Annotated in this window: 22 protein-coding genes; 10 read left to right on the forward strand and 12 right to left on the reverse strand. The window is 72.4% G+C overall.

Features of this window, described 5'->3' with window-relative positions:
- Positions 1-37: 37 nt before the first annotated feature.
- The gene (locus ACWDBB_RS13370; protein WP_063349249.1) at positions 38-322 is read right to left on the reverse strand and encodes a type II toxin-antitoxin system Phd/YefM family antitoxin; all 285 of its coding nucleotides are present in this window, start codon (positions 320-322) and stop codon (positions 38-40) included.
- A 229-nt stretch (positions 323-551) separates the two neighbouring features.
- Between ACWDBB_RS13370 and ACWDBB_RS13375 the strand changes: the two genes are divergently transcribed.
- Entirely contained in the window at positions 552-845 is a 294-nt protein-coding gene (locus ACWDBB_RS13375; RefSeq protein ID WP_449789680.1) for a DUF6412 domain-containing protein, read from the forward strand.
- A 118-nt stretch (positions 846-963) separates the two neighbouring features.
- Positions 964-1677, forward strand: coding sequence for a YidC/Oxa1 family membrane protein insertase (locus tag ACWDBB_RS13380; RefSeq protein ID WP_449789681.1), 714 nt, complete (start codon positions 964-966; stop codon positions 1675-1677).
- A gap of 7 nt (positions 1678-1684) precedes the next feature.
- Here ACWDBB_RS13380 and ACWDBB_RS13385 read toward each other — a convergent pair whose 3' ends face one another.
- The gene (locus ACWDBB_RS13385; protein ID WP_449789682.1) at positions 1685-2368 is read right to left on the reverse strand and encodes an HAD family hydrolase; all 684 of its coding nucleotides are present in this window, start codon (positions 2366-2368) and stop codon (positions 1685-1687) included.
- Positions 2369-2435: 67 nt separating this feature from the next.
- On the reverse strand, positions 2436-3011 hold the full coding sequence (locus ACWDBB_RS13390) for an NUDIX hydrolase (protein ID WP_449789683.1): 576 nt from the start codon (positions 3009-3011) through the stop codon (positions 2436-2438).
- Between the two features lie 332 nt (positions 3012-3343).
- Here ACWDBB_RS13390 and ACWDBB_RS13395 point away from each other — a divergent pair, with 332 nt between their 5' ends.
- Positions 3344-4111, forward strand: a complete 768-nt coding sequence (locus tag ACWDBB_RS13395) for a CDP-alcohol phosphatidyltransferase family protein (RefSeq protein ID WP_449789684.1) — start codon at positions 3344-3346, stop codon at positions 4109-4111.
- A 329-nt stretch (positions 4112-4440) separates the two neighbouring features.
- Here the strand turns inward: ACWDBB_RS13395 and ACWDBB_RS13400 are convergent, their stop codons facing one another.
- Positions 4441-4650 (reverse strand): hypothetical protein, encoded by a 210-nt coding sequence (locus tag ACWDBB_RS13400; protein WP_449789685.1) that lies wholly within the window; start codon positions 4648-4650, stop codon positions 4441-4443.
- 165 nt (positions 4651-4815) lie between these two features.
- Here ACWDBB_RS13400 and ACWDBB_RS13405 point away from each other — a divergent pair, with 165 nt between their 5' ends.
- On the forward strand, positions 4816-6165 hold the full coding sequence (locus tag ACWDBB_RS13405; protein WP_449789686.1) for a helix-turn-helix transcriptional regulator: 1350 nt from the start codon (positions 4816-4818) through the stop codon (positions 6163-6165).
- Positions 6166-6510: 345 nt separating this feature from the next.
- Here the strand turns inward: ACWDBB_RS13405 and ACWDBB_RS13410 are convergent, their stop codons facing one another.
- Entirely contained in the window at positions 6511-7095 is a 585-nt protein-coding gene (locus ACWDBB_RS13410) for a hypothetical protein (RefSeq protein ID WP_449789687.1), read from the reverse strand.
- A 328-nt stretch (positions 7096-7423) separates the two neighbouring features.
- On the reverse strand, positions 7424-8959 hold the full coding sequence (locus ACWDBB_RS13415) for an MFS transporter (protein ID WP_449789740.1): 1536 nt from the start codon (positions 8957-8959) through the stop codon (positions 7424-7426).
- A 189-nt stretch (positions 8960-9148) separates the two neighbouring features.
- On the opposite strand from ACWDBB_RS13415, the gene ACWDBB_RS13420 reads away from it, so the two are divergent.
- Complete coding sequence (locus ACWDBB_RS13420) at positions 9149-9607, forward strand: MarR family winged helix-turn-helix transcriptional regulator (protein ID WP_449789688.1); 459 nt, start codon at positions 9149-9151, stop codon at positions 9605-9607.
- A gap of 112 nt (positions 9608-9719) precedes the next feature.
- Here ACWDBB_RS13420 and ACWDBB_RS13425 read toward each other — a convergent pair whose 3' ends face one another.
- The 3 genes from ACWDBB_RS13425 to ACWDBB_RS13435 all read right to left on the reverse strand — a co-directional run bounded on the left by ACWDBB_RS13425 (position 9720) and on the right by ACWDBB_RS13435 (position 12149).
- Positions 9720-10055 carry an NIPSNAP family protein gene (locus ACWDBB_RS13425; RefSeq protein WP_449789689.1) on the reverse strand — a complete coding sequence of 112 codons (336 nt, stop codon included), beginning with the start codon at positions 10053-10055 and terminating at the stop codon, positions 9720-9722.
- 173 nt (positions 10056-10228) lie between these two features.
- On the reverse strand, positions 10229-11263 hold the full coding sequence (locus ACWDBB_RS13430) for a 2-dehydropantoate 2-reductase (protein WP_449789690.1): 1035 nt from the start codon (positions 11261-11263) through the stop codon (positions 10229-10231).
- A 64-nt stretch (positions 11264-11327) separates the two neighbouring features.
- The gene (locus tag ACWDBB_RS13435; RefSeq protein ID WP_449789691.1) at positions 11328-12149 is read right to left on the reverse strand and encodes a class II aldolase/adducin family protein; all 822 of its coding nucleotides are present in this window, start codon (positions 12147-12149) and stop codon (positions 11328-11330) included.
- A 128-nt stretch (positions 12150-12277) separates the two neighbouring features.
- On the opposite strand from ACWDBB_RS13435, the gene ACWDBB_RS13440 reads away from it, so the two are divergent.
- Together ACWDBB_RS13440 and ACWDBB_RS13445 are read left to right on the forward strand one after the other, a co-directional pair.
- Complete coding sequence (locus ACWDBB_RS13440; RefSeq protein WP_449789692.1) at positions 12278-12532, forward strand: hypothetical protein; 255 nt, start codon at positions 12278-12280, stop codon at positions 12530-12532.
- 215 nt (positions 12533-12747) lie between these two features.
- On the forward strand, positions 12748-13668 hold the full coding sequence (locus ACWDBB_RS13445; RefSeq protein ID WP_449789693.1) for a tryptophan dimethylallyltransferase family protein: 921 nt from the start codon (positions 12748-12750) through the stop codon (positions 13666-13668).
- Between the two features lie 96 nt (positions 13669-13764).
- Here the strand turns inward: ACWDBB_RS13445 and ACWDBB_RS13450 are convergent, their stop codons facing one another.
- A complete protein-coding gene (locus ACWDBB_RS13450; protein ID WP_449789694.1) occupies positions 13765-14034 on the reverse strand; it encodes a hypothetical protein in 270 nt (89 codons plus the stop codon).
- Entirely contained in the window at positions 14031-14399 is a 369-nt protein-coding gene (locus ACWDBB_RS13455; RefSeq protein WP_449789695.1) for an ATP-binding protein, read from the reverse strand. Before ACWDBB_RS13455 ends, ACWDBB_RS13450 begins: the two co-directional genes overlap by 4 nt.
- Positions 14400-14625: 226 nt before the next feature.
- On the opposite strand from ACWDBB_RS13455, the gene ACWDBB_RS13460 reads away from it, so the two are divergent.
- Both ACWDBB_RS13460 and ACWDBB_RS13465 read left to right on the forward strand, forming a co-directional pair.
- Positions 14626-15471, forward strand: a complete 846-nt coding sequence (locus ACWDBB_RS13460) for a helix-turn-helix domain-containing protein (protein ID WP_449789696.1) — start codon at positions 14626-14628, stop codon at positions 15469-15471.
- A 7-nt stretch (positions 15472-15478) separates the two neighbouring features.
- Entirely contained in the window at positions 15479-15664 is a 186-nt protein-coding gene (locus tag ACWDBB_RS13465; protein WP_449789697.1) for a DUF397 domain-containing protein, read from the forward strand.
- A gap of 106 nt (positions 15665-15770) precedes the next feature.
- On the opposite strand, the gene ACWDBB_RS13470 is transcribed toward ACWDBB_RS13465, so the two are convergent.
- A complete protein-coding gene (locus ACWDBB_RS13470; protein ID WP_449789698.1) occupies positions 15771-16118 on the reverse strand; it encodes a hypothetical protein in 348 nt (115 codons plus the stop codon).
- Positions 16119-16192: 74 nt separating this feature from the next.
- Here ACWDBB_RS13470 and ACWDBB_RS13475 point away from each other — a divergent pair, with 74 nt between their 5' ends.
- Positions 16193-16885, forward strand: a complete 693-nt coding sequence (locus ACWDBB_RS13475) for a VOC family protein (protein WP_449789741.1) — start codon at positions 16193-16195, stop codon at positions 16883-16885.
- The last annotated feature ends 235 nt before the right edge of the window (positions 16886-17120 follow it).

The raw sequence follows: 17120 nt of genomic DNA on the forward strand, positions 1-17120 counted from the left end.
CACCCCGGCCGGCCTTCGTCGGGGCGCCCTGCGGCGCTCAGCCACGCCGCCGCTCGAACGGGTCGTCGCCCTCGTCCCCCACCAGTTCCTCGGGCCCGAAGTACTCCTCGGCCTCCTTGCGCATCTGCTGGTAGTCCACCCGCGGCAGCTTCACGTGCCGCGCCACCAGCTCCTCCGCCGTGAGCCGCCGGCGCCCGGACACCGGCCGCAGCTCGGCGACCTCGACCCCGTTCCTGGTGATGTGGAAGGTCTCCCCCGCCTCCACCGCGTCCATCACCGCGGCGGAGTTGTTCCGGAACTCCCGCTGGGTAATCGTCTTCACCCTTCCACGGTAGCCCCGCGTAGCACCGCCGGCTACACCCCCCGCACGTCCTGCCCCCTCCGCCGGGAAGGGCACCTTCGAGCACGAACGGAAACGGAGCGACGACGGGCGCGGGCGCGGGCGGGGACGCACCGCCGGGGAAATCCCCGACGGGCGGGAACCCTGCGGCTCGGAGGATCGTCGTGCTGGTACGTCAGGGAGCCGAGGACACCGGGAGGGGGAGGGCGCCGTGGCCGTGGTCGCGATGCTGCTGGGCCTGCTCCGGGTGTTGACCGGGGAGTCGGTGGCCGACAGCGGGACGCTGGCGTCGGTTGCCGCCGTGGCGGCCGTGGTGCTGGTGGCCGGGGCGGTCGCCGGGGCACTGGCCGGGGCGCGGCTACTGGGGGCACGGGCACCGGCGGCGGTGCGCAGCGGGGTGCTGCGGCGTCGGGCGTTCGGTACGGCGTTCCTTCCGCAGCGTGATCCGGACGCCCGGGGCAGGCGACGCCCCAGGGCGCCGGGAGCGGCCCCGGCGGCCGCGTGAACCCTCTTCCGCCGGTCTTCCGCGAGTCTTCCGCAGGACCGTAAGACCGTAAGACGTTCTCCGTGGCCGTCCTCCGCCGATCACTCATGTCCTGAGACCCCGGAGGGCTCGCTTCACCATGTCCGTACTCGCCGTTCTCGACCCGGCCGTCGCCGTGGCGCACGCCGTCGTCGCCGCCGTCGCCCACTTGGTGCCGACCGCGCCGGCCATCGTCCTGTTCACCGTCGCCGTCCGGCTGGCGCTGCACCCGCTGGCGCGGGCGGCGGCGCGCGGGGAGAAGGCCAGGGCGCGGCTGGCGCCGAAGGTCGCCGCGCTGCAGCACAAGCACCGGGCCCGGCCGGAGAAGCTGCGGGAGGCGATGGCCGAGATGTACCGCAAGGAGCAGGTGTCGCCGTTCGCGGGGTGCCTGCCGCTGCTGGTGCAGATCCCGTTCTTCTCCGTGATGTACCGCCTGTTCACCACCCCGAATGACCTGCTGGACCACACCCTGTTCGGCGTGCCGCTGGGCCTGCGCGTCACGGGGGCGCACGGCGCCGGGCAGTGGGTGGTGTTCGGGGTGCTGTTCGCCGGGCTGGCGGCGGTCGGGGTCGTCAACTTCCCCCGGGCCCGGCGCGCGGCCGCGGCGGCGGCAGCGGCATCGACGGCGAAGGCTCCGGCCCGGCCGGGGGCGGCGCTGCTGCCGTACCTGTCGTTCGGGTCGGTGCTGTTCGCGGCGCTGGTGCCGGTGGCCGCCGTGCTCTACCTGCTGACGACCGGCGTCTGGTCGGCCGCCGAGCGGGCGTGGCTGCACCGGGACGGGACGCCCGTCCCGGCGGCCTCGGCGATGGGCTGACGGTCCGTCAGAAGTGGCGCAGCAGCTCGGGGAAGGTCCCGAGCTGCAGCGTCGCCTCGTCGGGGCCGAGTTCCGTGTGCTCCAGCACCCAGGTGTGCTCGTGCGGGATGAAGACGGTGCGCAGGCCGGCCCGGCGGGCGGGGGCGATGTCGGACTTGGGCGAGTTGCCGATCATCCAGGTCCGGCCCGGGTCGAGGCCGAGGTCGGCGGTGAGCTGCCGGTAGGTGTCGACCGACTTCTCGGCGACGATGTGGACGCCCCGGAAGTGGTGGTCGATGGTGGACTCGGTCACCTTGCGCCGCTGTTCGTCCTGGTCACCCTTGGTGAGCAGGAGCAGGTGGTGGCGGTCGGCGAGGGCGGCCAGGGTGTCGGCGACGCCGGGGATCAGTTCGACGTCGCGGCTGGTCAGCGGGGTGAGCAGGTCGTCGATGCGGGCCTGCTCCTCGGCCGTGGGGGTGCGGCTGTTGAGCTGCTGCAGGCAGTCGGCGAGGCTCTGCCGGAAGACGGTGGCGCCGTAGCCGAGGGTGGCGGAGTTGGCGGCCTCGATCTCGTTCAGCAGGGCCCTGGTGCGCACGTGCTCGGCCGGGGCGGCGACCCAGTTCAGGAAGCCGTCGATGACCCGCTCGAAGAGGACGTTGTTCTCCCAGAGGGTGTCGTCGGCGTCGAAGATCAGGGTCTGGTCGGTGTGCATCCGGTGGTCTCCAGGGGACATCGGTCGGGCGGCAGGGGGCAGTCGGGCGGGCAGCGGCGGGAGTCGGTCAGGCGGGCGGCAGCAGGCGGGCGGCGCGGTCGAGGGTCTCGCGGAGGTTCTCCTCGGTGGTCCGTCGCCCGGCATCCTCGACGGTGAGCCACTCCAGCGGGGCCGCCGGGTTCTCCGGCCGGGCCGACTCCGGGGTGCCGGTGGCCAGCAGGAAGCGCAGGTCTGCGTGCTGGTGCGCGGGTTCGGCGGGCGAGGCGGGGACGGGCACCACGGCGAGGTGGACGAGGGCCGGGCCGGGCCAGGGGGTGAGGTCGGTCAGGCCGGTCTCCTCCAGGCCCTCGCGCAGGGCGATGTCCAGCGGCCGGGTCTCCCCCGGGTCGCCGTGGCCGCCGACGTGCAGCCAGGCCTGCTGGCGGACGTGCCAGCGCAGCAGGACGCGGCGGGTGGGCGGGTGGACGATCAGCGCGGAGGCGGTGAAGTGGAGCGGGAAGGTGCCCCTGTTCCAGGCGTCGGCGACGTCGAGGAGCCGGCGGGCCCGCTCGTGGTCGGCGGTCTCCACCGGCCCGTGCGGGCGGTGGTCCGCCAGCAGTCGGGCCAGGTCGGGGCTCTGGGACGGGGCGCCCGTGGTCACCATGGATCTGCGCTCCTCGTTCCGCTCCGGGACCGCGCGGTCGGGGGCGAGCGGTCGGCCCCGGGGCTTCAGGTTCCGGCGAACCCGCGCAGCCTAGCCCGGCCCGCTCGGGCGGCCCACCGGTTTTCACCGCCCACTCCACCGCCCACCCGCCGTACAGACCGCCGCCCGCACCGCCCCGCACACCGCCCCGCACCCCTCCGACAGCCGTCCGCGACAGACGTTCCACCGGTGGACACCTCCCGTACCACCACCGGCGCCCCACCCGGTCGGGGCGTTCCCCCGGAGGCCGTAGCCTGTGGTGATCGTTTCAGGACAGGTGGAGGGAAGTCGTCATGGTGGCTGCTCCGGCACTCGCCGAGCTGCGCGAGGTGTGCCAGCCGCAGGCCAAGCTTCAGAGCCGCAACGGCGAGCACTGGGCGGGCCGGATGTACATGCGGGCGATCTCGCTGCGGACGACCCGGCAGCTGGTGCGCACCTCGGTGTCGCCGAACACCCTCACCTGGGTGATGGTGGTGTGCGGGATCGGCGGCGGCGCGGCCCTGCTGATCCCGGGTCTGACCGGCGCGGTGCTGGCCGCCGTGCTGTTCCAGCTGTTCCTGCTGTTCGACTGCGTGGACGGCGAAGTGGCGCGCTGGAAGCGCCGGTTCAGCATGGCCGGGGTGTACGTGGACCGGCTCGGCGCCTATCTGGCGGACGCCGCGCTGATGATCGGCGCGGGCGTACGGGCGGCGCGCGGCGGGTCGGAGCTGTGGGTGTCGGCGGGGCTGGCGGCCGCGCTGGGCGTGGTGCTGCTCAAGGCCTCGACCGACCTGGTGGACGTGGCCCGGGCCCGCAGCGGGCAGCTCCCGGCGACCGAGGAGTCGACGCAGCCGCGTTCCCAGGGCATCGCGACGGCCCGCAGGCTCGCCTCGGTGTTCAAGATCCACCGGGTGACGAACGGCATCGAGGCCTCGCTGGTGCTGCTGGCGGCGGCCGCGGTGGACGCGGGGCTCGGCAACCTGGACGCGACGCGGTGGACGCTCGCGGGCATCACGGTGATCACCTGGGGCATGGTGGTCGCGCACCTGGCATCGATCCTGTCCTCCTCGCGACTGCGCTGAGCGCGCGGGCGGACGGGCGAACGGACGGACGAACGAAGGGACCGCCGGAATCGGCAACGCGCCCTGCAGGGAGGTCGACTCTGCCGACTTCCCTTGCAGGGCGCGCCACTTCGCCGGGAGGAGGCTCAGCGGCCGGAGCGGCTCGCGGACGCGGAGGACCCGGCGGCGGACGCAGAGGACGAGGCAGTCAAGCCGGCCCGGCCGGTGGCGGTGGTGGCGGTACGGACGGAACGCTTCAGGGCCATGTGCATGACAGGATCCCTTTCCGGGAGGGGGAGCCGAGGGAGGGCCAAGGAGGGCCGAGGAGACGGAAGTCGCGCCGCGGCCGGTCAGCTCAGCGGCTTGCCGGTGCACCAGGCGTCGCCCCAGGCCGTCGTCGCGACGCAGTTGTGGCCGCCCTGCCCGTAGCTCGCACCCGCGCTCGAGCCCGTCGGCGTCGCATCGTCGAACACGGAGGCACCGGCCGGGGACACCCCGCCCAACCAGGCGGCGGCGCCCAGCGCGACCGCGGCCAGGGTCCGCGTCACGATTCCTCGCATGCCGACAACTCCCATCACTTCGGGGACAGTTCCACACGTTCCGGGCCTCTCCGCGGTTCCCGCCGCAGCGCCCGGCCCGTGCTCGCCACCCTGCCAGGCGGCGGATGGCCACGGCATCCCCCGCAAGGGATCATGAGCCTGCCTGGCAGCTTTAGGAGGCATGCGATGGACCCCGAGACCGGCCCCGATCCGACCGTCGACGTACCCGCACTCGACAGCACCGCCGTCACCCTCTATCGCTGGACGGTGGTGAACGAGCAGCTCACCCCGGCGACCCTGGCGCGGGCGGCATCGGAGACCGACCTGAGCCGGGCGGAGTGCGAGGCGGCCGTCCGGCAGCTCACCGGGGCCTGCCTCTTCCAGGAGCTGCGCTCACCCGACGGCCCCGCGGGCGACACCCCCGCGGGCGGGACCCCCTCCGGCGAGGCCCCCGCCCGCGGCGGCCCGATCGCCTGGCGGCCCGTCAGCCCCCAGGCCGCGACCGCGCAGCTGCTCTCCGCCCGTGACACCGCCCTGCGCGCCCGGGAGGAGGCCCTGCGCGAGCAGCGGCGGCTCGTCCAGCGGCAGCGCGACGGCCTCGCGGCGCTGGTGCCCGTCTACGTCCAGGCCCGCCAGCACACCTTCCCGCAGGGCACCATCGACCGCCTGCCGGACAAGTTCGCGGTGCGCTCGATGCTCGCCGACGTGATCGACTCCTGCCGCAGCGAGGTGCTGGTCTCCAAGCACGGCGGCGCGTTCTCCCCCGCCGCCCTGCGCGAGGCGCTTCCGCGCGACCTGGAGCTGCTCGACCGGGGCGTCCGGATGCGGAGCCTCTACCAGCACGCGACCCGCTTCGACCAGCCCACCCGGGTGCACGCGGAGCAGCTCATCGAGGCCGGCGCGGAGATCCGGACGCTGCCGGAGGTGCTGCCGCAGCTGATCATCGTCGACGGCACCCTGGCCCTGCTGCCCGCCAGCTCCGGCGGCGCGCTGATCATCCGGGAGCCCGACCTGATCAGCTACCTGCTGACGGTCTTCGAACGGGACTGGGAGAACGCGACCCCGTTCGCCAGCGGCCCGCAGGCCGCGCACGACGTCACCAGGACGATGAAGCAGAGCATCCTGGTGCTGCTCGCGAAGGGCCTCAAGGACGAGTCCATCGCCCGCCGCCTCGGCATCTCCCTGCGCACCTGCCGCCGGCACGTCTCGGACCTGCTGGACAGCCTCGGCGCCCACAGTCGCTTCGAGGCCGGCGTGGTCGCGGAACGACTGGGCCTGACCTCGCACCCGGCACCCGCCACCCCCACCGCAGGAACCGACGAACCCGCGCCGGAGACGCCCACACCGCAGACCCCCGCACCGACCGAGCCCGCACCGACGGCGGCCTGCCCCGCCTGTGACGGACCACTCCCGGCACCCTCCCCCTCCCCCGACGGCCGGCACCCTGGCGGCCGACCGCCCCGCTACTGCTCGCCCCGCTGCCGCTCCCGCGCCTACCGGACCCGCCGACGGGAACAGGCGGGCGGCGTCACCTGAGCAGCGAGCCGCCGGCGTCACGTAACCCGGCGACGGCGTGACGTAACCCGGGCGTGGGCGGCGGGACCGCGGGCGTCCACGGGGAGTCGGCGCGAGCGCGGGCTCACCGGCGCGGGTCGCTCCGACTCGTGGCGCCGGCCGGGCGGCCCCGGGCCACCGGGGACGCGCGGGGCCTCACCGCGGCGCGGGGCCTCACCGCGGCGCAGGCCTGGAGGACGTTCAGAACCGAGCGGGTGACCGGCACCGAGCGGGTGACCGGCACCGTGCGGGAGGTGCTCGGGCGCCCGCCGCGCGACGCCCACAGTCGGGTGCGGGATCGCGCGGCGGACGACGGACGGGCCCGCGTCAGTAGCGGACGGCCTTGACCACCACCGGGATCAGGGTCTTGTCGGCCGGCTGCCGACTGAAGGCGACGGGCTGGGCCTTGCCGTTCGCCGGGACGTTCTCGGCTCCGACGACGGCGCTGTCCACGGCCTTGCCGCCGGCGTCGGTGAAGTCGACCTGGACCGCGTAGGAGGCCGCGTTGGGCCCCGGGTTCTGGATCGTGACGACCACGGCGTGCAGGCCCCCGGTGTTCTGCCGCGGGACTCCGGTGATGGTGATGTCGCCCTGCGCGTTGCCGCCGTCCGTGACCCCGCTGAGCACCGAGGCGGCCTTCTCCTGGGTCGCGGACTGCTGGGCCGACACGGACGCCCCGAAGGCGGACGCCCTCGCGGAGAGCGAGGCGGCGGCCTCGGAGGCGGCCGCCGAGGCCGAGGCGGCCGCGGCCGACGCCGAGGCCAGCAGCGACTGCGCGGCGGAGGCGACGGCTGAGGGCGGCTCGCCGGAGAAGGCGCTCGTGTTGGGCGCGGTGGCCGTCGGCGAGCCGGCCGCCGTGCCCGACGGGCTGCTGCCGCAGGCCGCGAGCACCACGGCGCCGGACGCCGCCACGATCAGCGCGACCGTGCGCTGCGGTGTCCAGCTCCGGCCCGCTCGCCCGTCACCGCCCGCGCGACGGCCGGGCGGCGGACGGTGGCCGGTTCGGCCGTGGCTGGGGGGACTGTGGAGTTCACGCACCGAGGATCCCTCTCCTGGTCGGTGTTCGGCGGCCGAGGGGCCCGTACGTCCCCATGCTTGGCAACATCCCGCTCCACAGCGACAGCTCCTGACCCGTCCGAGTGGGCCGCCCCGCGCGGAGGCGGCCCGACCGGAGCCGGAGGCGGCCCGACCGGAGCCGGACGGGACCCACCGGGCCCGGACGGGACCCCGGGCGCGGGGCTCAGGCGGTGGCCGGCTTCCCCGCGTCGGCGGCCGCCGCGTCGGCGCCCGCCGCCTCCTGGGCCGGGACGGCGCGCAGCTGCGGCCCCGGCGGCGCGGGGATGGCGGCGGCGACGGCGGCCGCGATCAGCGCGACGGCGCAGCCGATCACCAGGCCGACCCGGAAGCCGCCCTCCGAGGGCAGGGTGTGCCCGCCGAGGGTGACGGTCAGCTGCGACAGCACCACACCCATCACGGCGGCGGACACCGAGGTGCCCAGCGAGCGCATCAGAGTGTTGAAGCTGTTCGCCGAGGCCGTCGCGGTCAGCGGCACCGCGCTCATGATCAGCGCGGGCATCGCGCCGTAGGCGAGGCCCACACCGCTGTTGCAGACGATCGTGACGACCAGCACGCCCCAGGTGGAGCCCATCAGCGGCAGCGCCAGCCCGTACCCGACGGCGATCGTCAGCGCCCCGGCGACCAGGGTGAACTTGGGTCCGCGGGCGGCCGACAGCTTGCCGCCGAGCGGGGAGACGACCATCATCATCAGCCCGCCGGGCGCCATCCACAGGCCCATCGCCAGCATCGACTGCCCCAGCCCGTAGCCGGTGGCCTCCGGCAGCTGGAGCAGCTGCGGGATGATCAGCGCCTGGGCGTACATGCCGAAGCCGACCAGCACGGAGGCGGCGTTGGTCAGCAGCACCCGCGGGCGCGCGGTGACCCGCAGGTCGACGAGCGGCTCGGTCACGCGCAGCTCCCAGCGGGCCCAGAGCATCAGGATCGCGGCGGAGGCGGTGAACAGGCCGAGGGTGCGGGTGCCGCCCCAGCCCCAGTCGCCGCCCTTGGAGACGGGCAGCAGCAGGCAGACCAGACCGGTGCTCAGGCCGATCGCGCCGACGAAGTCGAACCGGCGGCCGGCGGAGCGGCCGCCCGCGGTGGAGCGGCCACCCTCGGCGGGCGAGGCCACGGTGGGTGAGGCCGGTGAGGCCGGTGAGGCCGGGATGACGGTCCAGAGCATGCCGATGATGACGACGGTCAGCACGGCGGTGCCCCAGAACAGCACGCGCCAGCTGGCGTAGTCGGCGACGCCGGCCGCGATCGGCAGGCCGAGGCCGCCGCCGATCCCCATGGAGGCGCTGACCAGCGCGATCGCCGAGCCGAGCCGCTCGGGCGGCAGGACGTCGCGCAGCAGGCTGATGCCGATCGGCACCAGGCCCATGCCCATGCCCTGCAGCGCCCGCCCGGTGATCATCGGCAGCACGGAGTCGGCCACCGCGCACAGCACCGAGCCGAACAGCAGCGGGACGCAGGAGGCGATGAGCATCGTCCGCTTGCCCAGCAGGTCGCCGAGGCGGCCGCTGATCGGGACGAAGACGGCGGCGGAGAGCAGGGTCGCGGTGATGACCCAGGAGGCGTTGGACGCGGTGGTGTGCAGGAGTTGCGGGAGTTCGCTGATCAGCGGGGTGACCAGGGTCTGCATGATCGCGGCGACGGTGCCGGTGAAGGCGAGCGTCGCCACGATCGGACCGGTACGGGCGGTGGGGGCGGGGCCGTTGATGACGGGCCTCCTCGGGCATTCGGGGGACGCAGGCGTGTGCAGTTCGCACATCATGTGCAGATAGCACAGGCTGCTCAGGCTACACACGATGTGCATCATGCACATCGTGTGGGATGCGCACATCTCTGGCATACTGGACGTGATCGACGAAGAACCCGCAGGTCAACGCGGTGATGAAGGGACTTCGACATGGCCGGCCCCACGCACGAGGTAGCCCTCGAGTTCCTGGTGTTCGCCCGGCACCGCGACCTCAACCAGGTCGACGACCGCCGCCCCGAGGGCAGCCAGCTCGAACGCAGCGCCTACATCCTGCTCAGCCGCGTCGCGGCCCAGGGGCCCATGTCGATCGGGCAGCTCAGCGACGCCTTCGGGCTGGACGTCTCCACGCTCAATCGCCAGACCGCGGCGCTCACCGCCGCCGGGCTCCTCGACCGCATCCCGGATCCGGACGGCGGCATCGCCCGCAAGTTCCGCCTGACCGAGGAGGGCCGGCGCCGACTGGACGACGAGCGCGAAGCGCACGTCCGGGCGCTCGACCTGGTGATGGCGGACTGGCCGGAGGAGGACATCGCCACCTTCGCGGCGTACCTGCGCCGTTTCAACACCGGCATCGAACGGATCGACGGCCGCCCCTGGCCCCGGGGTTGAGGGTGCCGGCTTCGGCCCCGAGGCCCACCGGGGGCTCGGACGGTGAAGCCGGACGGGTGGAGCGGGAGCGGTCAGGGGCGGCCAGGGTCGGTCAGGGTCGGTCAGGGGCGGTTCAGGAGCGCTTGAAGACCTCGACCGCGTCGTCGGCGGCCTCCACCACGATCGAGTGCAGGCTCTCGATGCGGGAGACGATCGCCTCCCGCGGGCCCTGCCGCCAGACCTCGCTGCCGTAGAAGGCGTCCTCCTGCGCGCGGTGCTGCTCGATCGAGTCGAACGCCCGGATCAGGTACGCCTCCTCGTGCCCGTCCTCGTCCACGAGCGACGCCCCGTGGTCGACGACCCGGATGCCGGCCGCCCGCAGCAGCGGGACGGCCTCCTCGCCCATCACCCGGACGAAGTCGGCACGCGTACCCGGCTTGAGGCGGTAGGTGCGGATCTCGAGTATCACGTTTTCCCCTCCGAGTGGTTGACGCCCTGTGACACCGGAGGACCGTCCCCCGGCCGGGGCGGGCGGAAGCCTACGCGGGAGCGCGGAGCCGCGCGCGGGAGTCGGCCCTGGCCGAGTCCTGCGCTCGAGCCGGACGCACCGTCGACGGCGGCGCGATCACCGGGGCCCGACCGTCAGCCGACCGGGGCGACTTCGGCGAGCAGGGCGGGGCCGGCCCAGCCGGGCGCCGCGCCGGGGCCGGCCGCCTCGGCCTCGCGGACGAGGGCGATCAGACGGGCGTTGGCCGGGGCGGTGAGGCCGTGACGCTCGGCGAGGGCGACGATCTCGCCCTGGAGCGAGTCGATCTCGGTGGGGCGTCCGCGCTGGAGGTCCTCCCACATCGAGGAGCGGGCGGTGGCGTCGATCTGCAGGCTGGCCCCGGCCAGCTCGTGGAACTGCGCGTCCGACAGTTCGAGCACCTGCGGCATCACCTCCGGCGGCACCGGGCCGAGCTGGGCCGGCTCCACTCCGGCGGCCCGGAACACCGCCAGCGCCTCCAGCTGGCAGCGTGCCACGCACCGCCGGTACGCCAGCTGCCCGACCTGCTCGCGCAGCGGCAGCCCGGAGAGCGCGTTGACGGCGTTGTTCAGGTTCATCAGCAGCTTCGCCGCCTGGACGGCCGGCATGTCCGACCGCAGTTCCAGCAGCAGGCCGCTCTCCCTGGCCGCGTCGGCGAGGGCGTCCGCGCCCTGCTCTCCCGCCAGCATCAACGAGCCGCCGCTGCCCTGGTGGAAGGCGGCGGGGCCGGTCCGCACCACGTTGTACGGGACCATGCCCGCCAGCACCCGGTGGGACGGCAGCGCGGCCGCGAGCACCTCGGTGTTGCGCAGCCCGTTCTGGAAGCTGACCACCACCGTGTCGGGGCCCAGGTGCGGGGCGAGTTCCCGGGCGGCGGTCCCGGTGTCGGCGGACTTCACCGTGACCAGGACGTAGTCGGCGCCGGCCACGGCCTCCGGGCCGGCGGCGGCGGTCAGCTCCCGTACCTCGCGGCGGGCCTCGCCCGGGCCGGTGAGGGTCAGCCCGTCCGCGTCGATCGCCGCCATCGCGGCGGGGCGGCCGACCAGGGTGACCTCGGCGGTCGAGGCGAGCATGCCGCCGAGGTGGCAGCCGATGGACCCGGCGCCGAACACGGCGATCCGGAGCCTGCGCTGGGCGGGGGTGGTGGGCACGGTGCGGCTCCAGAACGAAGGCGAGGACGACGAGGAGGAGGAACGGGGGTGTGGGGCCGGCCGGTCAGTCGAAGAGGTCGGGGTCGGAGAGGGTGATCTGGTCCCACAGCGGGCGGGCCTGGAACCAGCCGGCCAGCGAACTCCCCAGCTGGTCGCGGGTCTTCAGCGCGGTCTCCCGGTCGATCAGCTTCGGCGTGCCGGCCGCCATCGCGAGCAGCTGCGCCTGGCAGGAGCGCTCCATGGTGACGAACCACCAGACCGCCTCGGCCACCGTCCCGCCGACCGTCAGCAGGCCGTGGTTCTGCAGGATCACGGCCTTGTGGTCGGCCAGCGCGGCGGCGACCCGCTTGCCCTCCTCGGTCTCGGTCACCACGCCCCGGTAGTCGCTGTACAGCCCGTGGTCCTCGAAGAAGGCGCAGGCGTCCTGGGTGATCGGGTCGAGCGGGATGCCGAGGCTGGAGAAGGCCTTGCCGTACAGCGAGTGGGAGTGCGCGGCGGCGACGGCGTCCGGGCGGGCCGCGTGCACCTGGGAGTGGATCGCGAACGCGGCCCGGTTCACCGGCCGGGTGCCGCGCAGCAGGGCTCCGTCGTGGTCGACCAGGACCAGGTCGGAGGCCTTGATCTGGTTGAAGCTCATGCCGAACGGGTTCACCCAGAACCAGTTCGGGTTCTCCGGGTCACGGACGGTGATGTGCCCGGCGACGCCCTCCGAGAAGCCGAACCGGCCGAACAGGCGGAAGCCTGCCGCGAGTTGCTCCTTCCGGTACTGGCGCTCCTCCTCGACGGTGTCGAAGACCGGCGGCAGCGGCAGGGTCACCCCTTCCGGGGCCGGGCCCACGACGCCGGTCGCCGCGTACGGGTCGGTGGGCTGCTGCGGTGCGGACATGGCGACTCCCGGGGCTGCGACGGCGGGGCAGGGGGTGGATCAAGCCAAAGACATGTTCGAAAGATACATACCTTTGGCAATGATCTCGTGCCTATGATCAATCTGATCACCGATCATGGAGAGGGGCAATGATGCGCAAGGCATTGGCAGCACTGGCAGTTGGGATCGCCGCCGGTACGGCCCTGCTCGGCGGCGCCTCGGTCACCACCGTCGCCGGCCAGTGGAACGAGCCCAACCAGGACGTCGTGGTCCAGCGGAACGAACCGAACCAGTCGGTCGTGGTCCAGCGGAACGAGCCCAACCAGTCGGTCGTGGTCCAGCGGAACGAGCCCAACCAGTCGGTCGTGGTCCAGCGGAACGAGCCCAACCAGTCGGGCCAGTGACCAGCCCGCTGCTTCGCGACGCGTTATCCGCCCCGGCCCCCTTCCGGGACCCGGAGAAGACGTTCGGGCAGTTCCTGGAAGAGAAGTGGACAGCCGTCTGCCGAGGCCTGGGGACAGGCGAGTCGGAGACGGCGCGCGTCCTGCGGGAGCTTCGGGACGTGCTCAGCCCGTGGGGCGACCGCGCCATCGGGACCAGGTGCGATCCTCCTTCCTTCGTGTCGTCCGACGGCTTCCCCGCCGAGCTCTCCGTCAGCTGGAAGGCGGGAGAGCCGGAGGTCCGCATCCTGTTCGAGTCGCTGAGCAGCGATCGCACCCCACTCGGATACCAGGAAGCCGGACGGGAGTTGACGCTCCGGCTCGCCGAGCGGCCGGGGGTGAGCATCGAACGGTACCTCGACGTCGAGGACCTGTTCGTCACGACCGCTCCCGACCACAACCGGCCCACCATCTGGCACTCCCTGGCCTGGCAGCCCGGCGAGCGGCCGCACTACAAGGTCTACCTCAACCCCCAGGCGCACGGCCTGGACCGGACGCACGAGGTCATGGCCGAGGCCATGCACCGACTGGGGCTGGAGAAGGCCTGGGAGCCGGTGGGTCGACGGTGCGAGGAACTCGCGCTGCGCGGGCACGAGGTGGAGTTCTTCGCACTCGATCTGGACGGCGGCAGCGCCTCCCGGGTGAAGGTCTACTTCCGCCATCTCCCGATGATGATGGACGAGTTGGACACGGTGGCCGCACTGTCCCACCGCCACGACTCGGCGCGGGCGGCGCGGGCCCGTGCCGTGATCTACGGGCGGGACGGCGGCACGGTGGACAACGAGCCGATGACCTGCCTGGCGTTCCGCGAGGGTGCGACGGGGCCCGAGGAGGCCAACGTCTACCTGCGGCTGCCGGGGAACGCCCGGAGCGATGCCGAGGCGGCCGCGCGGATCGCGGAGCTGATGCGGATCGAGGGGGTCGACCCGCGCCCGCACGCCGAGATGCTGAGGCGACTGACGGCCGGGGTCGAGGAAGGCGACACCGGTGTGCAGGAGCTGTGCAGCTACCGCACCATCGCGCCGGGGATTCCGGCGCACATCGGGCTCTACCTGCGGTTCAACACCTACGCCGGGACCTACGCCGGGCCGGTGAACTGAGCAGGCCATCGGGGTCCGGATCACCCGAATTCCATGCAAGCACCCTCCCGGGACCGGGGCCTTCCGAGGTCGCAGGCTCGGGTGCGGGCGGTGGCTCTACGTAGCCTCCGCCCGGTGGTGGACGTCGCGGTTGCGCCTGAACTCGCGGATGAGCGCGAGGAGGTTGATCAGAGTGCTGGCCGGGACGTTGCCGATGTCGACCAGCGGACGGCCGTGGAGGTTGGTTCCGCCCGGGGTCACCGAGGGCCAGAGGAGTCCGAATTCTCGGCCCTCGGTGCGGAGTTCGACGATGAGTTCGGTGACCTGGCGCGAGGTGAGGTGGAGGAGCGCCGGGTCGGCGGGGTGGATGGGGTGGTGGGCGCTCACAGAGCACCGTCCTGGTGGAGCTCGAACCAGACGGTCTTGCCGAGGTGTTGGGGGTCGACGCCCCAGCGGTGGGTGAGGCCGGCGACGAGCTGGAGGCCCCGGCCGGTCTCGGAGAGGAGGGAGAGGGGGCCCTTCTCCGGGGGGAGCGGGCTGCGGTCGGAGACCGCGACGCGGAGGGTGTTGGCGCGGTGGTGGATCAGGATGACCGGGGAGGTCGTCTCGCCGTGGCGCCAGGCGTTGACGATGAGTTCGACCATCGCGAGTTCGGCGTCCGCGATGAGGGAGGGCGGCCAGCCGGCGCTGGCCATCCCGTCGCGGAGGGCGTCGCGGGAGAGGGTGAGAGAGGGGGAGTTGAGGTTGCGCACAGCGTCTCCCGGAGGGGGATGGGTGAGACCGGCGGATGCGTCGCCGTGAACGAACCCACTGGACATGGGTGTTCTGCGGTGCCCGAGCGGCGTTACTGACGATCCGTTCGGTGATCGGTGCATCACAGACTATAGGGCATGCGATAGCAAATTTGCTAGCACACCAAAGAAGATGTGCCTATCTACTCGCTGGACTCGCCACGCACACGCGGTGGATGCTGGGGAGATGCCACCTACCCCAACCGCACGCCGGAAGCGCGTCGGCATCGAGTTGCGAAAGATGCGCGAGACCGCCGGGCGCACGGCCGGAGACGCTGCTTCCGTTCTTGGACTGGACCGAAGCAAGGTCACACTGATCGAGCGGGGCTCCTATCCGGTCAGCGCCGAACGGGTCCTCGCACTCGCCGCCGAGTACGAGGAAGCCGACTCCGAGTACGTCGATGCCGTTGCCGAGATGGCCGCCGACCGGACCAAGGGATGGTGGGAGGAGCACAGAGGCCTCGTCCCTGCCGGAATTCTTGACATCTCCGAGGTCGAGCACCATGCCAGCGCGCTGGTGACGTACCAGATCTGTCATGCGCCGGGGCTCATGCAGACCGAGGAGACAGCGCGGGCGATCTTTCGAGAGGTCTATCCTCCCCTACGGCCGCTGAACATCGAAGCTCGAGTCGAGAACCGGATGCGCCGAGCTGAGCTCCTGACGCGAAGCGATCCACTCAACTACGAAGCGATTGTGCATGAGGCCGCGCTGCGCATGGAGTTCGGAGGTACAGCTGTTGCCCGAGAACAACTGAAGCAGTTGCTCGTACTCTCAGACGCTCCCAACGTGACACTGCGCGTACTGGAGTTCAAGGCCGGCGGTTTCAAAGGAGCAGGTCAGGCCGTACTGTACGCGACTGGTCCCGTGCCCCGCCTCGATACGGTGCAGCTGGACTCCGTAGGATCACCAGCGTTCCTGACCGAGATGAACCAGCTGGAGAACTACCGGAACATCCTCGGGGCGATGCGTGATCGCGCGCTCGATCCATCGGCCTCCCGTGACGCGATCTCCAGCATCATGAATAGCCTGTGAGGCCCCGATGGAAGAACTCTCTTGGCGAAAGCCCAGCGCCTGCGGCGATGGCAATAATTGTCCTGAGGTAGCCATAGGCCCCGACGGCATCTACGTCCGCAGCAGCCTTCGGCGCGACGCCATCGCCCAACTCACCCTCGACGAGTGGCGGGACCTCGTCTCCGCCATCCGCGCCGGCGAGTTCGACGCCTGACTCCCCCGATTCGGCACACGGGCGCTGACCTGCTAATGTTCCTGACGTCGCGAGAGAGATGATCTCTCGTCAGGCGTCAGCGGTGCTACCAGAGCACGTCCTACTTTCAGTAGGAAGAGTCCGTGCAACCCGGGCCTGGCGCTCCACAGTCGGAAGGGGTCCGGCACCAACTCAGGTGCCGGACCCCTTCCACGTTCGCGCCCCGCAGCCGCTCGTCCCAGTAGTAGAGCGTGAACCCGAAGCTCCGGTAGCGGCCGGTCACCAGCCCGTACGGGTCCTCGGCCAGGCACGGCCCCGAGTACCGCTGAAGGTCGTCGGTGCGGCGGCTCAGGATGTCGGACACCTCGTCGATCAGCATCCCGAACCGCAGCGGCCCCACGCTCTCGAACGGCTCCAGCATCCACTGCTCGCGCTCGCCGTCCGGCAGCACGTCCCAACGCCCGTACGTGATCACGAAGCCTGGACAAACGCTTCCGCAGTGCCGAATGATCGACCGGGGCGATCGAATCCGCACACTTGTCGGGGCGCATGACCTACGGGGAGAGCACGATGGAGCGCATCAGGCCGCAGCGGTTCCACGAGGCCGTCGGCCTGGAGGACTGGCGCGTGGTGGGCGAGGGGGCGTGTGCGTACTTCCGCACCGGGTCGTTCGCGGTCGGCGCCCGGTTCGTGCAGGCGATCAGTGAGATTCCGAGCGTCGGGGACGACCACCCGGACGTCGACGTGCGGCCGGCGGGCGTGCTCGTGCGGCTGATCACGATCACGGACGACTACTACGGACTGACCGAACGGCACATCGAACTGGCCCGCCGGATCTCGGCGGTGGCCCAGGCGCTGGACGTGCCCGCCGACCCGTCCGCCGTGCAGACCGTCCAGGTCACCGTCGACGCCCTCGCCGGTCCCGACGTGGTGGCGTTCTGGCGCGCTCTGCTCGGCTACCAGGAGCGCGCGGGCAGTGGCGAGGACCTGATCGACCCGCACCGCCGCGGGGCGCCGTTCTACTTCCAGCGGATGGATTCACCGCGCCCGCAGCGCAACCGGGTCCACGTCGATGTCTGGGTGCCCTACGACCAGGCCGAGGCCCGGATCGCCGCCGCTCTCGCGGCCGGCGGCCGCCTGCTGAACGACGCGGACGCGCCGTCGAACTGGGTGCTGGCCGACCCCGAGGGGAACGAGGCGTGTGTCGGCGTGGCCGGCCCGCCCGTACACGTCCCGGCCTGACTGCCCCGGGATCACGATTCGGCGCACGGGCGCTGACCTGCTAATGTTCCTGATGTCGCGAGGGACATGAAGCCTCGTCAGGCGTCAGCGGTGCTACCAGAGCACGTCCTACTTTCAGTAGGAAGAGTCCGTGCAACCCGGGCCTGGCGCTCCACAGTCGGAAGGGGTCCGGCACCAACACAGGTGCCGGACCCCTTCCGCGTTTCCCACCCCACAGCAGCGACTCCGCGTCAGG

This window comes from Kitasatospora sp. NPDC001095 (assembly GCF_053598615.1).